General features: G+C 70.1%; 13 protein-coding genes and 1 CRISPR repeat array. Of the genes, 4 read left to right on the forward strand and 9 right to left on the reverse strand.

The window, feature by feature from the left end:
- Window positions 1–1,302: 1,302 nt before the first annotated feature.
- The 4 genes from ACFRCG_RS32825 to ACFRCG_RS32840 all read right to left on the reverse strand — a co-directional run bounded on the left by ACFRCG_RS32825 (window position 1,303) and on the right by ACFRCG_RS32840 (window position 5,324).
- The gene (locus ACFRCG_RS32825) at window positions 1,303–1,854 is read right to left on the reverse strand and encodes a hypothetical protein (protein ID WP_380038199.1); all 552 of its coding nucleotides are present in this window, start codon (window positions 1,852–1,854) and stop codon (window positions 1,303–1,305) included.
- A gap of 313 nt (window positions 1,855–2,167) precedes the next feature.
- A complete protein-coding gene (locus tag ACFRCG_RS32830; protein WP_380038201.1) occupies window positions 2,168–3,343 on the reverse strand; it encodes a helix-turn-helix domain-containing protein in 1,176 nt (391 codons plus the stop codon).
- Between the two features lie 49 nt (window positions 3,344–3,392).
- Window positions 3,393–4,031, reverse strand: a complete 639-nt coding sequence (locus ACFRCG_RS32835; protein WP_379996940.1) for an HAD family hydrolase — start codon at window positions 4,029–4,031, stop codon at window positions 3,393–3,395.
- Window positions 4,032–4,112: 81 nt separating this feature from the next.
- Window positions 4,113–5,324, reverse strand: a complete 1,212-nt coding sequence (locus tag ACFRCG_RS32840; protein WP_380038203.1) for an MFS transporter — start codon at window positions 5,322–5,324, stop codon at window positions 4,113–4,115.
- Between the two features lie 146 nt (window positions 5,325–5,470).
- Between ACFRCG_RS32840 and ACFRCG_RS32845 the strand changes: the two genes are divergently transcribed.
- Window positions 5,471–5,803: an ArsR/SmtB family transcription factor gene (locus tag ACFRCG_RS32845; RefSeq protein WP_380038205.1), complete on the forward strand. Its 333-nt coding sequence runs from the start codon at window positions 5,471–5,473 to the stop codon at window positions 5,801–5,803.
- 144 nt (window positions 5,804–5,947) lie between these two features.
- On the opposite strand, the gene ACFRCG_RS32850 is transcribed toward ACFRCG_RS32845, so the two are convergent.
- The 4 genes from ACFRCG_RS32850 to ACFRCG_RS32865 form a co-directional block, all read right to left on the reverse strand.
- Complete coding sequence (locus ACFRCG_RS32850) at window positions 5,948–7,111, reverse strand: acyl-CoA dehydrogenase family protein (protein ID WP_380038207.1); 1,164 nt, start codon at window positions 7,109–7,111, stop codon at window positions 5,948–5,950.
- A gap of 95 nt (window positions 7,112–7,206) precedes the next feature.
- The gene (locus ACFRCG_RS32855; protein WP_380038209.1) at window positions 7,207–8,229 is read right to left on the reverse strand and encodes a hydroxymethylglutaryl-CoA lyase; all 1,023 of its coding nucleotides are present in this window, start codon (window positions 8,227–8,229) and stop codon (window positions 7,207–7,209) included.
- The gene (locus ACFRCG_RS32860; protein ID WP_380038211.1) at window positions 8,226–10,226 is read right to left on the reverse strand and encodes an acetyl/propionyl/methylcrotonyl-CoA carboxylase subunit alpha; all 2,001 of its coding nucleotides are present in this window, start codon (window positions 10,224–10,226) and stop codon (window positions 8,226–8,228) included. The genes ACFRCG_RS32855 and ACFRCG_RS32860 overlap by 4 nt, the downstream gene beginning before the upstream one ends.
- Window positions 10,227–10,238: 12 nt before the next feature.
- A complete protein-coding gene (locus ACFRCG_RS32865) occupies window positions 10,239–11,843 on the reverse strand; it encodes a carboxyl transferase domain-containing protein (protein WP_380038213.1) in 1,605 nt (534 codons plus the stop codon).
- A 77-nt stretch (window positions 11,844–11,920) separates the two neighbouring features.
- Between ACFRCG_RS32865 and ACFRCG_RS32870 the strand changes: the two genes are divergently transcribed.
- On the forward strand, window positions 11,921–12,478 hold the full coding sequence (locus ACFRCG_RS32870) for a TetR/AcrR family transcriptional regulator (protein WP_380038215.1): 558 nt from the start codon (window positions 11,921–11,923) through the stop codon (window positions 12,476–12,478).
- A 10-nt stretch (window positions 12,479–12,488) separates the two neighbouring features.
- Here ACFRCG_RS32870 and ACFRCG_RS32875 read toward each other — a convergent pair whose 3' ends face one another.
- Window positions 12,489–13,184 (reverse strand): DNA-binding response regulator, encoded by a 696-nt coding sequence (locus ACFRCG_RS32875; RefSeq protein WP_380038218.1) that lies wholly within the window; start codon window positions 13,182–13,184, stop codon window positions 12,489–12,491.
- A gap of 75 nt (window positions 13,185–13,259) precedes the next feature.
- On the opposite strand from ACFRCG_RS32875, the gene ACFRCG_RS32880 reads away from it, so the two are divergent.
- Together ACFRCG_RS32880 and ACFRCG_RS32885 are read left to right on the forward strand one after the other, a co-directional pair.
- Window positions 13,260–14,111 carry an oxidoreductase gene (locus ACFRCG_RS32880; RefSeq protein ID WP_380038220.1) on the forward strand — a complete coding sequence of 284 codons (852 nt, stop codon included), beginning with the start codon at window positions 13,260–13,262 and terminating at the stop codon, window positions 14,109–14,111.
- Between the two features lie 65 nt (window positions 14,112–14,176).
- A CRISPR array of direct repeats spans window positions 14,177–15,182; the repeat unit is 28 nt; unit sequence GGTTCACCCCCACGCGTGTGGGGACTTC.
- Window positions 15,183–15,657: 475 nt separating this feature from the next.
- On the forward strand, window positions 15,658–16,032 hold the full coding sequence (locus tag ACFRCG_RS32885; RefSeq protein WP_380038222.1) for an AraC family transcriptional regulator: 375 nt from the start codon (window positions 15,658–15,660) through the stop codon (window positions 16,030–16,032).
- Window positions 16,033–16,383: the final 351 nt, after the last annotated feature.

Consider the following 16,383-nt stretch of genomic DNA (forward strand, 5'->3'; position numbering starts at 1 on the left):
GCGGGGCCGCCGCCAGCGTGCGGGGCTCCCAGACTCGGGGCTCCCGACGAGACCCCGGCATTGCTCGACGGGAAAAGCACCTGGCAGCGGCGGGCAGGGTGGGGGCGCGGGTCAGGTCCGCCGGGGAGGCTTCGCGGGCGGTCGGGTAGTTCCGGCGAGAGTCGCGTCTCGGTCGGCTACGCGGGGCCGGTCAGAGTCGGTGATGGGCCGCCGCCGGCGTGCGGGGCTCGGGGGCGGAGGGCTCCTGGCGAGACGGGCGCATTGCTCGGCGGGAAAGGCGGCTGGCAGCGGCGGGCAGGGTGACGGGCCAGGTTGAGCACGCCGAGGGGCCTTCCTGGTGGGTTGGGGTGTTTCGGAGGCGTCTGGAGAGAGCTGGGGTTCGGAACCGGATCTCGGTGAGTGGTTGTGGGCTTCGAGTCTCGGTGACCTGCGGTTTTGTGGGGCTGGGATGGAAAGTCGGGTGTCGAGTGCCGGTTTCGTGTGCTCCAGCCTCCTCGACTCCCGTGTGGAGACCGAAACCGCTCAGTCGGAGCCGATCTCGGGCGCTGCGGCCTCTCGGCGGCCGAAAGTGCCCTGTGGGCGTCGAAACCGGATCCCGAGGCGCTCGAAACAGCGGCTATTTGCGCTGACCTGCGGTTTTCTCGCGCGCGGAGGCTGCGGCACCCCACGGGATCCGGTTTCGTGAACCTCCGCCACCCACATGCCCACCGCACCCCGAAAACACCCGGCCGCCCGACCCACCCGGGAACGCTCCCCGGCAGACCCAACCCGAGCTCCCACCCGCCCGCCACTGCCGGCCGGTTTTCCGCCGACCAACGCACCCGCCTCGTCGGGAGCTTCGAGTCTCGGAGCCCCGCACGCCGGCGGCGGCCCATCACCGACTCTGACCGGCCCCGCGCAGCCGACCGAGACGCGACTCTCGCCGGAACTACCCGACCGCCCGCGAAGCCTCCCCGGCGGACCTGACCCGAGCCCCCACCCTGCCCGCCGCTGCCAGGTGCTTTTCCCGCCGACCAACGCACCCGTCTCGTCGGGAGCCCTCAGTCTCGGAGCCACGCACGCCGGCGGCGGCCCACCACCGACTCAGGCCGCCCCGCACCAGCCACCCGCAACCACAAGCGCAACGCACGCCGGAATCACGCGACCCACCTGGGAAGCCTCCCCGGAGAGCCCGACCCGGCACCGGCACCCCGCACCCCAAAGACCAACCCCCACCGCAAACACCCACCCATCCCGCGAGGTTCGCGATCAGCCTTGGCAACGCCCCAACAGCTTGCTCGACTTCCGCTTCCGCTTCGATGCTCAGACGGGTCGGGTCATGGGTCCTTCGCGGTACATTTCGTCGGCGGGTGCGGTGGTGATCCTGTCGGCCCGTGCGCCGTAGGCGTATTCGACCATCCACCGGTCACCGTCGTGCCAGATGCGGGTGATGGTCCCGAGGTGGTGATGTCGCCCGTGGCGGTCGACCTTGCGCCACAGGGGTTCGCCGACGGCCCAGGGAGGCGTGGGCGTGTCGGTCATGATCTCTCCTTGTGTATGAAACGGGACGACGAGGTCGGGGACTTCGGCACGCGGTGCGCGGTGCGCGATCATCCGCACATAACCCGGGGAGAACCCGGTAATACGAGCAATGCCCTCGACCGATATGCCAACCCGATACGCATCGGCCACGGCCGCCCGCAACGCAACCCCGGCGGCGAGGCAGCAACGGTGGTGGGCGCGCTGCCGGTACGGTGACGCCATCGCAGGATCGAGTCCGAAGCCCTGAAGTCCATTGCGCTTAGCGATGGTTGCGACGAGACGGTCAAGGAACAGCGAGTACTCGTAACTGCTTTCGGCAGTGGCGGACGGCATCGTTCGGGACTCAGCCGCGCGAGTCCGAAACGCGCTCGACCAACGGCGCCGGAAAGGTCCGCATCAGATACATCCGCGACTCGTGCACCAGAGCGGTCAACTCCGCCCGCGTCACATCGAGAGGCCGGCGATCGGCGACCTCGATCCGGATCGGGTAATCAGGCTCGCCGGATGTGAACACACTTACGGACTCCGTGGACATGGTGCTCCCAGCAGATGGGTCGGCTACAAAACGCCCTCCGATGTGGCCCGGAGAGGCACGCCACCCATGCTGACGCGCCGGAAAGCCGCAAAGTGTCACACGGTGTGGCACTCAGATGGCGTGCGCCCACTCCGCATAGCCAAGCAACGCGTCGGGCAATGACCGCTGCAGTCTCACCAGGGTTGCCAGGGTGTTACGCACCTGAGGATGCTCACGCACGTGCTGTGGCGCGATTTTCCTGGCGATCTGCAACGAGGCGAACGCATCGTCCCGCTTGCCGCTCCAAAGCTGGGCCTGCGCCAGATCGATGTAGAAATGAGAGCGGCGCTCCGCCGGTAGCTCGGTACCGGGTTTCCACTCACCAGCCAAACCCAACACGGCTGCGCCGTCGCCGAGTTCGATAGCCGCCGATGCCTTGTGCACGCGAAGCGACGAAGGACCCACAGCTGTGCCGCAGTAAACTCCTTCCGGGATCGACGCCACGAGCACCTCGGCTTCAGTCATGTGCGCGCGGGCTACATCCGGCCGACGCATACGCGCCGCAACCACCGATGCCCGCATGTGCAAAGCCACTCGCGCCGCCCGTGCCTGAGTCCCCTGCGGCGGCGGAGCCGCATCCAGAGCGCGTTCCAGTGAGCGAAGTCCCGACGCCAGGTTTCCGGATACGAAGAAGATTTCCGTGCGGACGTAGGCTGCAACGGCAGTCTGCAGCTCGTCGTCGGCGCGAGCCGCAGCCCACCGAATCAACTCGACCAAGCGGCCGGACAAATCGAAGTGCCCGTGTTTGTAGGCCACAGCGTCCGCCGCTCGATATGCACCGGTCAGCAACGCGGCAGCCCGATGACGCTCTGGGTCCGGTAGCACGCAAACAGCCCTCGCCAACTCGGTCAACAGGTCCGGCAAGGTCTGTGCGAGAAGGGCGTACTGCGACGCAAGTCGCCGTTCAACGGCCGTGTCCACTGCCTCCCGGAGTTCGGGCAGCGCCCGGATCGGCCCGTCCTCCGGCATGTCGTAGCCGTCGATCGCAGCTCGCATCGCAGGCAGTGCCGCATTTACCCGACTGTCCCTCGTCTCGCGGATTCCGAGCAGGCGATGGATGTCGACCCCGAGTGCGTCGGCCAGGTTCGACAAGCCGTCGTCGGACGGGTACCTCGTTCCCTGTTCGATCTTGCGGAGCATGCTCAGCGACATGCCTGCGGCCCTGGCCAACGCCACCTGCGTCATCCGGCGTCCGCCCCGGGTCGACGCGACACGGGCGCCCAATCCGATTTGCGAGGAAGGCGGCATGTCTTGCACGCTACCCTCGTCGGTGCGCTCGGGATGGTGATTCGCGTGGTTATCGCCCGATGAGGTTCGCGATTTCGGACAGCGAATCGATCGTCCAGTCGGCGCGATTCATCTCTGAATCACCCGCCCACAAGTAACCCCAGGGGCCGCGTCGCACCATGGCCGTGCGCAACCCGGCCCGGGCCGCCGGGACGTGGTCGTTCGCCGGGTGGTCGCCTACATACAGGATCTCGTGGGGCTCCCCGGGAGCCCATGCGAGCAACCGCGCGAAGAAGGCATCCTCGGGCTTGGCCACGCCCCACTCCTCGGACACCGCCACCGCGTCCACCGGCAGATCCAAGGCGCGCAGCAGCTCGCCCGCTCGCCGTGTCTGGTTGCCCGCAACCCCCACCCACACGCCCGCTGCCCGCAACTCCGCCAGCGCCGGGCGCACATCCGGATACAGGTCCGACTCCTCCAGCACCTCACCGATGCCGGCCGCCTCGCGCGCGGCCCGCTCGGCATCCACGTCGAAACCCGGCCGGATCCGACGCAATGCCTCCGCGTTGTCCATCCCAAGGGCCGTCACCGCCCCGACCAGAGCCGACATGGTGTGCGGCGGAACTCCCACCCACTCGGCCCAACGCCCCCAGAACCGGGCATCGTCGGTCAGGGTCTCACCCACATCGAAAACGACACTCCTGATCATGTGGCCCAGGCTATGGCGCGACCACCTCGACGCCGCCCCGAAGGCTCGCCGCCGAAGCAGGCAAACCGCTTTGGTGGCCGATCAGATGGTGGACGCACGCTTGTCCTGTGGCGGCGTCGCGGAAGCGGGAGCCGGAGTCGGATCGGGAGCCCCGGCCCCGGTCCGGCGGCTGGCCGTTACGTGGTGGAGCAGGGTGATCGCGGTGACGGCTGCTGCCAGGTAGCCGAGTTGGGGTGGGGTCAGGGACGGCCATTGTTGGGCCACGCCGCCGAGCGCGCCGCCCAGGGCGATTCCGGTGTAGATGGCGCAGGAGTTGAGGCCCAGGAGTATGGGTGCAGCGGCCGGGTGTAGGGCGATCAGACGGTGTTGTTGTGGGACGACGATGATGCCGACCGCGCCGCCCCAGATCACGGCCCACACCATTGCCCCGCCCAGGGTGTGTACCGCGACGGGCGTCAGGGCCAAGGCGACCGTGGCCGACGCGAGTGCGACCGTGAGGACTCGGGTCGGGTCGCGGCGGTCCACCAGGCGGCCCGCCGCGAGATTGCCGGCCAGGGTGCCGGTGCCCCAAGCCATCAGGATCAGGGTCAGTCGTCCGTCGGAGCCGTTGGTGGCGTCGTCGAGTGCGGGTGCGATGTACGTGTAGAGCGTGTAGGAGGCCAGGAACGTCATCGCGGTGATCGCCAGCAGGCTCAGGACACGACGTTGCCGCAGTGGGCGTAGGCGGTCGGCCAGGGAGGCCGCCGGCAGGACCACCTTGGGCAGGCCGAGTGCCACGCCGACCGCGGCGAGCAGGCCGAGGCCGGCGACGGCCCACAGGGTGATGCGCCAGTCGGTGCGGCCGATCAGCGTGCCCAGCGGCAGGCCGATGGCGGTGGCCAGCGTCAGGCCGCCGAGGACGAACGCCAGGGCCCGGCCTCGGCGTTCGGGCTCGACGATGGCGGCGGCCGTGCCGGACGCGGTCGAGGTGATCGTGCCGGCGCCGATCGCGGTGAGGACGCGGGCGGCCATGACCACCTCGTAGCCGGTGCCGACCGCGGTGAGGGCGTTGCCGACGACGAACACGCCGAGTGCCACGAGCAGGGCCGTACGGCGGTCCAGCGCCCCGGCCACCGCCGCCATGACGGGTGCCGATACGGCGAGGACCAGGGCGAAGACCGTGACCAGCTGCCCGGCGGCGGGCGTCGAGACGTCCAGGTCGTCGGCGATGGACGGGAGCAGCCCGGCGATGACGTAGCTGTCGGTGCCGACGGCGAAGGTCGCCAGCGCCAACGGCGCGAGACGTTTGAACATGGGCGGCACTGCCTTCCGCTGGGACGGATCGCGAGCTGACGAGTCGGCAGCGTAGACAATGCATGGATGCTTGTCCATGTATCAATGTGTCGGATAGACTCGCCCCTCCGCGATGAGCGTCAGCAGCACGAGGCAGGAGGCCGACGATGCGCGAGGTGTCACAGCCGACCCGGGAGGCCATCCGGCTCGTGGACGTGCTGCGGGCGCTCGGCGACCCGGTGCGCCTGGAACTGGTGCAACGGCTCGACCGCACCGGCCCGGACAACTGCTCCGCGGCAGGCGAGGAACTCGACGTCCATCAGACGACGTTGTCCCACCACTATCGGGTGCTGCGCGAAGCCGGGGTCACCTGGACGACCATCGAGGGCCGGACCCGCCTCGTCCGGGTACGCCGCGACGACCTGGACGATCTCTTCCCCGGCCTGCTCGATTCCGTCCTGGCCGGAGCACGCCGCACCCGGCCGGCCGTCGACCGCTGACCCCCGCCCGACGCCCATCGGGGCGCGCGCCGGGTCGTGAGTGCTGTCGCACGGTGAAGGCGTTCATTCGCCCGGAATACCGAAACCGACCCCCCTGGACGGATGCCGTCCGGGAGGGTCGGTGTCGAAAGAGCCGTCGTCGGTTCAGCGGGGCAGGCCCAACTCCCGTGCGATCAGCATGCGTTGCACCTCGCTCGTGCCCTCGCCGATCTCCAGGATCTTGGCATCGCGCCAGAAGCGGGCCACCGGGAACTCGTTCATGAAGCCGTAGCCGCCGTGGATCTGGGTGGCGTCGCGGGCGTTGTCCACCGCGCTCTCCGAGCTGTACAGCTTGGCCAGCGCGGCCTCCTTCTTGAAGCCCTCGCCGTGCACGAGCAGCGAGGCCGCGTGCCGCCAGCCCAACCGCGAGTTGTGCGCCCGCAGTTCCATGTCGGCGAGCTTGAACGCGATCGCCTGGTTGGCCCCGATCGGCCGGCCGAACGCCTCGCGCTCACCGGCGTAGCGCACCGACTCGTCCACGCAGCCCTGGGCCAACCCCGTGGCCAGCGCCGCGATGGCCACCCGGCCCTCGTCCAGGATGGACAGGAACTGGGCGTAGCCGCGCCCGCGTTCGCCGAGCAGGTTCTCCGCCGGGACGCGTACGTCGGTGAACGACAACTCGCGGGTGTCCGAGCAGTTCCAGCCGACCTTGGAGTAGGGCGGTGCGACGGTGAAGCCCTTCGTGCCGGCCGGCACGATGATCGTGCTGATCTCCTTGCCGCCGTCGCCCTTGGTGCCGGTGACGGCGGTGACCGTGACGAAGCCGGTGATGTCGGTGCCCGAGTTGGTGATGAAGCACTTGCCGCCGTTGATCACCCACTCCCCCGTCGCCTCGTCCAGGCGGGCGGTGGTGCGCGTGGCGCCCGCGTCGGAGCCGCCGCCGGGCTCGGTCAGGCCGAAGGCGCCCAGCATCTCGCCGCTGGTCAGCTTGGGCAGCCAGGTCTGCTTCTGCTCCTCGGTGCCGAAGCGGTGGATCGGCATCGCGCCCAGCGAGACGGCCGCCTCCAGGGTGATCGCCACGGAGGAGTCGACCCGGGCCAACTCCTCCAGGACCAGGCCGAGCGCGAGGTAGTCGCCGCCCATGCCGCCGTACTCCTCCGGGAACGGCAGGCCGAACAGGCCCATCCGGCCCATTTCGCGGATGATCGTGTACGGGAACTCGTGCTTCTCGTACAGGTCGCCGATCGCGGGCGCGATCACGTCCTTGGCGAACTCGGCGACCGTGCGCCGCAGTTGCTCGTATTCCTCGTCGAGGCGGTGGTCCAGCATGATCCGGGCTCCCGGGTTCGGTGGCGGGGGACGTACCGGGCCGCTCGTGGCGGCTTCGGTGCGTCGGAGATGGTTCGGTCGGCGGGCGGTCGCGGCTACGCGTCGGCGGTGGTGCCGGCGGCGGTTGCGGTGGTCGGGTCGGCGAGCACCAGGCCGTGCGCGTCCACCCGTTTGCCGATCAGCGCCTGGACCGCGCGCGAGGGGCTGGGGCGGCCGAGCAGGTCGGCCATCCACGCGCTGGTGGCCACCAGCGCGCCGAGGTCCACGCCGGTCTCGATGCCGAGGCCGTGCAGCATCCACACCAGGTCCTCGGTGGCGAGGTTGCCGGTCGCGCTCTCCGCGTACGGGCAACCGCCCAGGCCACCCGCCGAGGCGTCCACGGTGGTCACCCCGAAGCGCAGCGCGGCGAGGGTGTTGGCCAGGGCCTGGCCGTAACTGTCGTGGAAGTGCACCGCGACGCGCGACGCCGGTACACCCGCCTCGGCGAAGGCGGTCAGCAGCGCGGTGACGTGTCCGGGGGTGGCCACGCCGATCGTGTCGCCCAGGCTGAGCTGCGAACAGCCCATGTCCAGCAGGGCCTTGCCGACGCGCACCACCTGGTCGAGCGGGACGGGCCCCTCCCACGGGTCGCCCCAGCACATGGACAGGTAGCCGCGCGTGTCGATCCCGGCGGCGCCGGCCCGCTCGACCACGGGAGCGAACATGGCCAACGACTCGGCCACCGTGCGGTTGAGGTTGCGCCGGGCGAAGGTCTCCGTGGCGCTGCCGAACACCGCGATCCGGTCGGCGCCCAGCTCGACGGCGCGGTCGAAGCCGCGCTCGTTGGGCACCAGGACCGGCAGGCGGCGATCGCCGGCGGCGATCTCGGCGTCGGCCCGGACCGCCGCGAACACCTCGGCGGCGTCGGCGAGTTGGGGCACCCACTTGGGCGGTACGAAGCTGGTCACCTCGATCGTGCCCAGACCCGCGCGGGCCAGCCGGCGGACGAACTCGATCTTGGCCTCGGTGGGCACCACGCCGGACTCGTTCTGGAGTCCGTCACGGGCACCCACCTCGTGGATGAACACCCGCTCCGGCAGCCCGGGTTCGCGGTGTACATCCGGCAGTCGACGCGTCATCGTCCCGTCGCCTCTCCCTCGGCCCCCACGGCCGCGTCCGCGTCGACCCCGTCCGGGTCCGGCTCCACCACCGCCAGCGTCTGGTCCATCGCCACCGACGCGCCGACCACCGCGCCCAGTTCGGCGACCACGCCGGCGAACGGCGCGGTCAACGCGTGTTCCATCTTCATCGCCTCCACCACGACCACGGTCTGTCCGCGGGCGACCCGGTCCCCCACGGCGGCCTTGACCACCGTCACCGTGCCCGGCATCGGCGAGGTCAGCGCGCCGGTGTGCGCCGCGCCGCCCGCCGCCTCGGCCCGTACCGTGTCCACCTCGCTCACCCGCCAGGTGTCCGGCCCGTAGGCGAGCCAGCGCACGCCCGACGACTCGGCGACGTAGTCGAAGCGCCGGGTCAGCCCGTCGTACCCGACAAAGAGCCCGCCCGGCACCGCCGAGACCGAGGCCGACACGGCCGGGCCGCCGTCGACCGAGACCTCGCCATCGCGCACCCGCACCTCGATCGGCTCGCCCGGCCCGATCCGCAACACGTGCGTGTCCCAGGCCGGGCCGCCCACCCGCCAGCCGGTCTGCGCCGCGAACGGGTCCGCCCAGCCGTCGGCCGGCACCCGCTCGGCCCGCGCCGCGAGCGCCGCCGCGACCGCCACCTCCGGCGGCGCCGGATGCCCGGTCAGCGCGTCGGTCCTGGCCTCCACGAGGCCGGTGTCCAGGTCGCCCGCGAGCACCGCCGGGTCGCCCAGCAGGCGGTACAGGAAGCCGAGGTTGGTGGTCACCCCAAGCACCCGGGTCTGGGCAAGCGCCGCCCGCAGTCGGCTGATCGCCGTCGCCCGATCGTCGCCGTAGGCGATCACCTTGGCCAGCATCGGGTCGTACGAACTGCCGACCTCGCCGCCCTCGCGCAGCCCGGAGTCGACCCGGACGCCTTCGAGTTCCGGCTCACACACCGTCAACACCCGGCCGCCCGTGGGCAGGAAGCCCCGATCGGGGTCCTCGGCGTAGATCCGCGCCTCGACCGCGTGCCCGTGCATCGACACGTCTGACTTGCCGATCGCGGCGCCCGCGGCGATCCGCAGTTGGCTCTCCACCAGGTCGACGCGGGTGACCAGTTCGGTCACCGGGTGCTCGACCTGGAGGCGGGTGTTCATCTCCATGAAGTAGAACGAGCCGGGGTCCTCCGACGGCACGATGAACTCGATCGTGCCCGCGCCGACGTATCCGCAGGCCCGGGCGGCGCGCACGGCGGCGGCGCCCATCGCGGCCCGGGTGTCCGCGTCGAGCAGCGCCGACGGCGCCTCCTCGATGATCTTCTGGTGCCGGCGCTGCAGGCTGCACTCGCGTTCGCCCAGGTGTACGACCGTGCCGTGGGTGTCCGCGAGCACCTGGATCTCGATGTGCCGGGGGCGGTCGATCCAGCGCTCGATCAGCAGCGTGTCGTCGCCGAACGCGCCCTTGGCCTGGCGCCGGGCCGCGGCGATCTCGTCGGCGAGCAGCGCGCCGTCGTGCACCAGGCGCATGCCCTTTCCACCGCCGCCCGCCGACGGCTTGATCAGCACCGGGAAGCCGATCTCCCGGGCGATGTCCACGAGTTCGGCGTCGGTCATGCCCGCCGCGCCGCCACCGGGCACCACCGGGACGCCGTAGGCGGCGACCGTCTCCTTGGCCCGGATCTTGTCGCCCATCAGCTCGATCACGCCCGCCGGCGGGCCGACGAAGACCAGCCCGGCGCGCGCCACGGCGGCGGCGAACGCGGCGTTCTCGGACAGGAATCCGTAGCCGGGGTGAACCGCCCCGGCCCCGGCGCGCACGGCGGCCGCGACCACCGCGTCCACGTCCAGGTAGCTCGGTACCTCGACCGCCGCGTCGGCCTCGCGCACGTGCCGCGCGGCGGCGTCGCCCGGCCCGTACACGGTGACCGCGCGCACGCCCAGGCGGCGCAGCGTGCGGATGACCCGGACCGCGATTTCGCCTCGGTTGGCGACCAGTACTGCGTCGAACACGTCGTGACCCCTCTACATCCGGAACAGACCGAAGCGCGGCTCGGCCAGCGGCGCGTTGGCGCACGCCGTCAGGGCCAGGCCCAACACGGTGCGGGTGTCGAGGGGGTCGATGATCCCGTCGTCCCACAGGCGCGCGGTCGCGTAATAGGCGTTGCCCTGCCGCTCGTACTGCTCGCGGATCGGCTGCTTGAACTCGTCCTCGCCGTCCCAGCTCTCGCCGCGCGCCTCGATCTGGTCGCGCTTGACGGTGGCGAGCACGGTGGCGGCCTGTTCGCCGCCCATCACCGAGATCTTGGCGGTGGGCCACATCCACAAGAAGCGCGGACTGTAGGCGCGTCCGCACATCGAGTAGTTGCCCGCGCCGTGCGAGCCGCCGATGACGACGGTCAGCTTGGGCACGCGGGTGGTGGCCACCGCGGTGACCATCTTGGCGCCGTGCTTGGCGATGCCGCCGTGCTCGTAGTCCTTGCCGACCATGAAGCCGGTGATGTTCTGGAGGAACAGCAGCGGGATGCCGCGCTGGTCGCACAGTTCGATGAAGTGCGCGCCCTTGACCGCGGATTCGGCGAACAGGATGCCGTTGTTGGCGACGATGCCGACCGGGTGGCCGTGGATCCGGGCGAAGCCGGTGACCAGTGTGGTGCCGTATTCGCCCTTGAACTCGTGGAAGCGCGAGCCGTCGACGATGCGCGCGATCACCTCGCGCACGTCGTAGGGGGTGCGCGCGTCGGGCGGCACGACCCCGTACAGCCCGGCCGGGTCGACGGCCGGCGGCTCCACTTCCCTTACGTCCCAAGGCAGTTGCGGCCGGGCGCCGAGGGTGCCGACGATGTCGCGGACGATCCGCAGCGCGTCCTTGTCGTCGGCCGCGAGGTGGTCGACCACGCCGGAGATGCGGGCGTGTACGTCGCCACCGCCCAGCTCCTCGGCGCTGACCACCTCGCCGGTGGCGGCCTTCACCAGCGGCGGACCGCCGAGGAAGATGGTGCCCTGGTCACGCACGATGACCGTCTCGTCGCTCATCGCCGGCACGTACGCGCCGCCGGCGGTGCAGGAGCCGAGCACGGCGGAGATCTGCGGGATGCCCCGGGCGCTCATCTGCGCCTGGTTGTAGAAGATCCGCCCGAAGTGCTCCCGGTCCGGGAAGACCTCGTCCTGCATGGGCAGGAACGCGCCGCCGGAGTCGACCAGGTACAGGCACGGGAGTCGGTTCTCCAGCGCGATCTCCTGGGCCCGCAGGTGCTTCTTGACCGTCATCGGGTAGTAGGTGCCGCCCTTGACCGTCGCGTCGTTGGCCGCGATCACGCACTCCCGGCCGGCGACCCGGCCCACGCCCGCGATGATCCCCGCGGCCGGCGCGTCGCCGCCGTACATCCCGTCGGCGGCCAGCGGCGCGATCTCCAGGAACGGCGTGCCGGGGTCCAACAGGGTCTCCACCCGGTCGCGCGGGAGCAGCTTGCCCCGCGCGGTGTGCCGTTCCCGGGCCCGTTCGCCGCCGCCCAACGCGGTGGTCGCCAACCGGGCGCGCAGTTCGCCGACCGCGCGTTCGTGGGCTTCCGCGTTGGCCCGGTAGGCCTGCGACCCCGGGTCGGCGGCTGTGCCGAGCACGTTTTCCATGACACCGCCTCGAGTTAACCTTCGTTCACCTGCCCCCGAGGTTAACCACGGTTAATCCGAGTGTCTAGCATGGACACATGACCGTGAGCCGTCGAGACCAGATCCTGCAGGTGGCCGCCCGGCTGTTCGCCGAGCGCGGCTATCACAGCGTGGGCATGGACGACATCGGCGCGGCGGTGGGCATCAGCGGCCCCGCGCTGTACAAACACTTCCGGGGCAAGGAGGCGATGCTCACCGAGCTGCTGGTCGACATCAGCGAGCAACTGCTGGCCCGGGGCGAGCTGCGGGCCTCGATCGAGGATCCGGCGCAGGCGCTGGCGGCGCTGATCGAGGGCCAGGTCGAGTTCGCGCTGCGCCACCCGGACCTGATCACGCTGCACGACCACGCGCTCAACCAGGTCCCCACGGCCGAGCGACACCGGATCCGCCGGGTCCAGCGCGCCTACGTGGAGCTGTGGGTCGAGGTGGCGATGAAGGCCCACCCGAACCGCTTGGACGACCGCGAGGCCCGCGCCGCGGTCCACGCCGCCTTCGGCCTGATCAACTCCACCCCCCACACACTGCGCACCCCCCAACGCATCCTGGCCCCGATGCTGAGCCGAATGGCCCTGGCGGCGTTGGCGGCGGCGGGGTAGCCGGGCGGCTTCAGCGGGACAGCCCCAGTTCACCCGCCCGCAGCCCGGCCTGGAAGCGGGAGTCGGCCTCGAGTGTGGCCATCAGTTCGGCCACGCGCCGCCGGTAGGTGCGCAGGGAGACGCCGAGCCCTTTGGCCGCCGATGCGTCGGTGCGGCCCGAGCCGAGGGCTTCGAGGATGGTGCGGGCTTCGGCGTCGAGGTGCGGGGCGTCGCCGCGCAGGTAGGTGTCGAGATCGACGGCGGTGTCCCAGATGGCCAGGAACAGCGAGCGCACGCCGTCGACCATGATCGGCGAGGTCGTCACGGTGTACTCGCGGCCGGCGGGGGTCTTTCGGCCGGCGAGGATCATCACCCGCCGGTCGATGAGGATGGTCTCGTACGGCAGCGGCGAACGACCGATCCGAACGCGGGCGCCTCGGCCCTGCACCAGCCGCAGGTGCGCGCGGGCCTCCTCGTCGGCGAGCGCCGTCGGACCGAGCAGTTTGCGAGGCGTGAGGCCGACGGAATCCGCCGCACGCGTCCGGTCGCGGATCGCGCCGCCGGGGCGGGGGCCGGAGCCGACGCACGCTCCCGCTCGCGACCAGGTCCCGAGATCCCGGGCGGCGCACAGGAACTCGGTCCGCGCGGCCTCGAAGAGATGACCCGCGCGGGCGATCAACTCCGCGTCCCCGCACACCGACAGCAGTTCTTCCTCGTCCTTCCGCATCCCGGCAGTCTGGCACTGTGGCAACAAGCTGCCACACGCTCGCCCGGTGTCGTACCGGCGGCCACGATGACCGGCATGACGATCAAGACCTTCTCCATCGGCGGCGAACTGACCGTCAACCGGCTCGGCTTCGGGGCGATGCGCCTGGCCATGGGTACGTTCGCCGGTCCGGCACGCGATCCCGAGACGGGCATCGCGGTGCTGCGTCGGGCCGTGGAGCTGGGCGTGAACCACATCGACACGGCCGGCTTCTACGGCCGGGACGCGGTGTGGGCCAACGACATGATCCGCAAGGCGTTGACCCCGTACCGCGACGACCTGGTGATCGCGACGAAGGTGGGCCCGCTGCCCGGCCCACACGGCGTTCCGATCGGGCACGCGACGGCCGATCAACTGCGGGGCCTGGTCGAGGCGGACCTTCGCGGCCTGGGCCTCGACCGGCTCGACCTGGTCTACCTGCGAGTCGGCGGGACGACGGAGCCGGCCGACGAGTCGATCGCCGAACGGTTCGCCCTCTTGGCCCAACTCCGCACGGAGGGGCTGATCCGACACCTCGGCCTCAGCAACATCAACGCCACCCAACTCGCCGAGGCCCGATCGATCGCCCCCGTGGCGGCGGTGCAAAACCGGTACACCGGCGACATCGGCCCACTGCCGACCGAAGCCGAGGACGCGGGCATCGCGTACGTCCCGTACTTCCCATTGGGCGGCGGCATCGACAGCGGCCCCCTCGACACCGCCCGCCTCACCAGCATCGCAACCCGCCTGAACGCCACCCCGACCCAGGTGGCGATAGCCGCACTACTGGCAACCTCACCAACGACACTGGCCATCCCAGGCACGGGCTCACTCCCACACCTGGAAGAAAACCTCGCAGCACCCGCCTTGCCCCTCACCCCCGAAGACATATCAGCCCTAAACGCCTGACCATCCACCCACAAGCCGACCCCATACCCCCAACAACCACACAAGCCCCACAAAATCCCCCAATCCACACCACCCTCACGCGTGTGGGGACTTCGGCGGCGGCCCGACGAGGATGTAAGCCTGCGCCGGTTCACCCCCACGCGTGTGGGGACTTCGTCGAGTCCGTCATCGCGCTGTTCCAGGCGTTGCGGTTCACCCCCACGCGTGTGGGGACTTCGCCCACGCGGTAGACCACATCCGGGCTGATGTCGGTTCACCCCCACGCGTGTGGGGACTTCGAGAAGACGATCGCCGACGTGTGGAAGGCCGACGGTTCACCCCCACGCGTGTGGGGACTTCGGCTGCGTAATGCGTGCGTTCTTCCGCCTGGACGGTTCACCCCCACGCGTGTGGGGACTTCCGCAGGGGTGCGTGGCCGGTGTCGCGGGCGGCCGGTTCACCCCCACGCGTGTGGGGACTTCCTCTACGACCTGTCGGCGTGGGTCCAGTCGGACGGTTCACCCCCACGCGTGTGGGGACTTCGGCGGTGGGTTGGCGTAACGCCAGCATGATCACGGTTCACCCCCACGCGTGTGGGGACTTCACCATGCCGCCGGGTGTCTAGTGCCCTGCCGCCGGTTCACCCCCACGCGTGTGGGGACTTCCGACGGCGCAGAGGCCGGCCACCTCCGGCTCGAGGTTCACCCCCACGCGTGTGGGGACTTCGGAGTGTCCGCCGCCGTGACCTCGCCGAGGATCGGTTCACCCCCACGCGTGTGGGGACTTCGTGGCGCCCGAGCTGGACCTGGCACCACGTCGCGGTTCACCCCCACGCGTGTGGGGACTTCCGGACGACTCCGGGGCATCCCGAGCAGTGCCTGGGTTCACCCCCACGCGTGTGGGGACTTCTGCAACCCGCGATCGTTGGGGCGGTACCCGCCCGGTTCACCCCCACGCGTGTGGGGACTTCAGTTAGGAGGCGATCATGCCAACCGGTATCGACGGTTCACCCCCACGCGTGTGGGGACTTCGCGTCGGCCTCGCGCTCGGCCCGGCCGCGGGCCGGTTCACCCCCACGCGTGTGGGGACTTCCCTTTCTGACCTGCGGATTCGCTGGGGCTTTGCCGTTTCGTGATGAAGATTGGGCAATTGAGGCAGAGAGGCTTCCTGATTGGGGTCTGACCAGGGCTTCTTTCCTGACAAGGGTCTCAGTTTCTCAGCGATGGCGGGCACTTTCGCATGACTCGCTCCGATTGTGCTGATGGATGCATGGCTCGTGATTTCGCAGGCCTGGCGGACAACAGCCTCTCGGTTCCCGGCTGGTGCATCAGGTGATCCTGCGGTTCGGTCCTCCAGTACTTCAGGCACAACAGTGACGACTCGCCTTGGGTGGGTCGTTTGGACCGGATCCTGCTGACAGCGGATCTCTTTTGCTGGCGTGTCACTTTGACGAGGGCCAGTTGATGAGAAGGCCCGGAGGCGCCTTCGAGAGCTTCAGGTGTCGAGGGCACATCGGCTGATCGCAGGGAGCGCCAGTTCGATGGGGGACTGTCGTGATCCATAGGGCGTGGACGGGGCTGCCTTCGATCCAGCCAACGCGAAGTTCAAACGGCGCTGCGCGCACATGAAGCCTCGCCGGACCCCCATCCTGACCGACCACGCCGACATGAGCCTGTTCGCCTTCATCCGACGCTTCCGCGATGAGGTCGGCACCGTACCCGGTCATTGGCTGATCCGCCTGCTCGGCGACCTGGCACGCCACTATCCTGGAGACCACCGACTGGCCATCGACCTCACCGCCCTCCAGGCCGCTTCCGGCACCGGCACATGCCTGCGCGGGCACCTCCACGCCGCCATCGACATCTCCCCCATGTCTATCGCCGCGCCTCCCACCCCGGCCGGGGTCGGGGCCGAAGACTCGGTCTGGGCCGGGGCTGCGTGAATCGCGGATCGCCGAAACCTTCGATGCACTACTTCAGCCGCTCTTTTTCGCGGATTCCGTTGCCTCGTAAGGGGCTCCACGACATCGACGAAGGAGCAATCACGGCGAGCATGGCCGGAGGCCGAGCCGCAGGTCTGCTTGGTGCACCAGTCGGGATCCGCGAGGCTGTTGTCCGCAAGACCTACGTAATCACCAGCTTGCAACCACCGGGATAGTCGCAGCGAGCCCTGCGCAAGCGTCCGGCATTGCTGAGAAACTGAGACCCTTGTCAGGACGTGGGCCGAGAAGAAGCCCAGGTCAGACCCCAATCAGGAAGCCCCTCTGCCTCAATTGCCCAATCTTCATCACGGA

The sequence above is a fragment of the Embleya sp. NPDC056575 genome (assembly GCF_042793325.1).
In the GTDB taxonomy this organism is placed as follows: Bacteria; Actinomycetota; Actinomycetes; order Streptomycetales; family Streptomycetaceae; genus Embleya.

Coding starts and splice junctions, on each gene's coding strand:
- ACFRCG_RS32825 (WP_380038199.1), bottom strand. CDS start 1,854: ATGCCGTCCGCCACTGCCGAAAGCAGTTACGAGTACTCGCTGTTCCTT.
- ACFRCG_RS32830 (WP_380038201.1), bottom strand. CDS start 3,343: ATGCCGCCTTCCTCGCAAATCGGATTGGGCGCCCGTGTCGCGTCGACC.
- ACFRCG_RS32835 (WP_379996940.1), bottom strand. CDS start 4,031: ATGATCAGGAGTGTCGTTTTCGATGTGGGTGAGACCCTGACCGACGAT.
- ACFRCG_RS32840 (WP_380038203.1), bottom strand. CDS start 5,324: ATGTTCAAACGTCTCGCGCCGTTGGCGCTGGCGACCTTCGCCGTCGGC.
- ACFRCG_RS32845 (WP_380038205.1), top strand. CDS start 5,471: ATGCGCGAGGTGTCACAGCCGACCCGGGAGGCCATCCGGCTCGTGGAC.
- ACFRCG_RS32850 (WP_380038207.1), bottom strand. CDS start 7,111: ATGCTGGACCACCGCCTCGACGAGGAATACGAGCAACTGCGGCGCACG.
- ACFRCG_RS32855 (WP_380038209.1), bottom strand. CDS start 8,229: ATGACGCGTCGACTGCCGGATGTACACCGCGAACCCGGGCTGCCGGAG.
- ACFRCG_RS32865 (WP_380038213.1), bottom strand. CDS start 11,843: ATGGAAAACGTGCTCGGCACAGCCGCCGACCCGGGGTCGCAGGCCTAC.
- ACFRCG_RS32870 (WP_380038215.1), top strand. CDS start 11,921: ATGACCGTGAGCCGTCGAGACCAGATCCTGCAGGTGGCCGCCCGGCTG.
- ACFRCG_RS32875 (WP_380038218.1), bottom strand. CDS start 13,184: ATGCGGAAGGACGAGGAAGAACTGCTGTCGGTGTGCGGGGACGCGGAG.
- ACFRCG_RS32880 (WP_380038220.1), top strand. CDS start 13,260: ATGACGATCAAGACCTTCTCCATCGGCGGCGAACTGACCGTCAACCGG.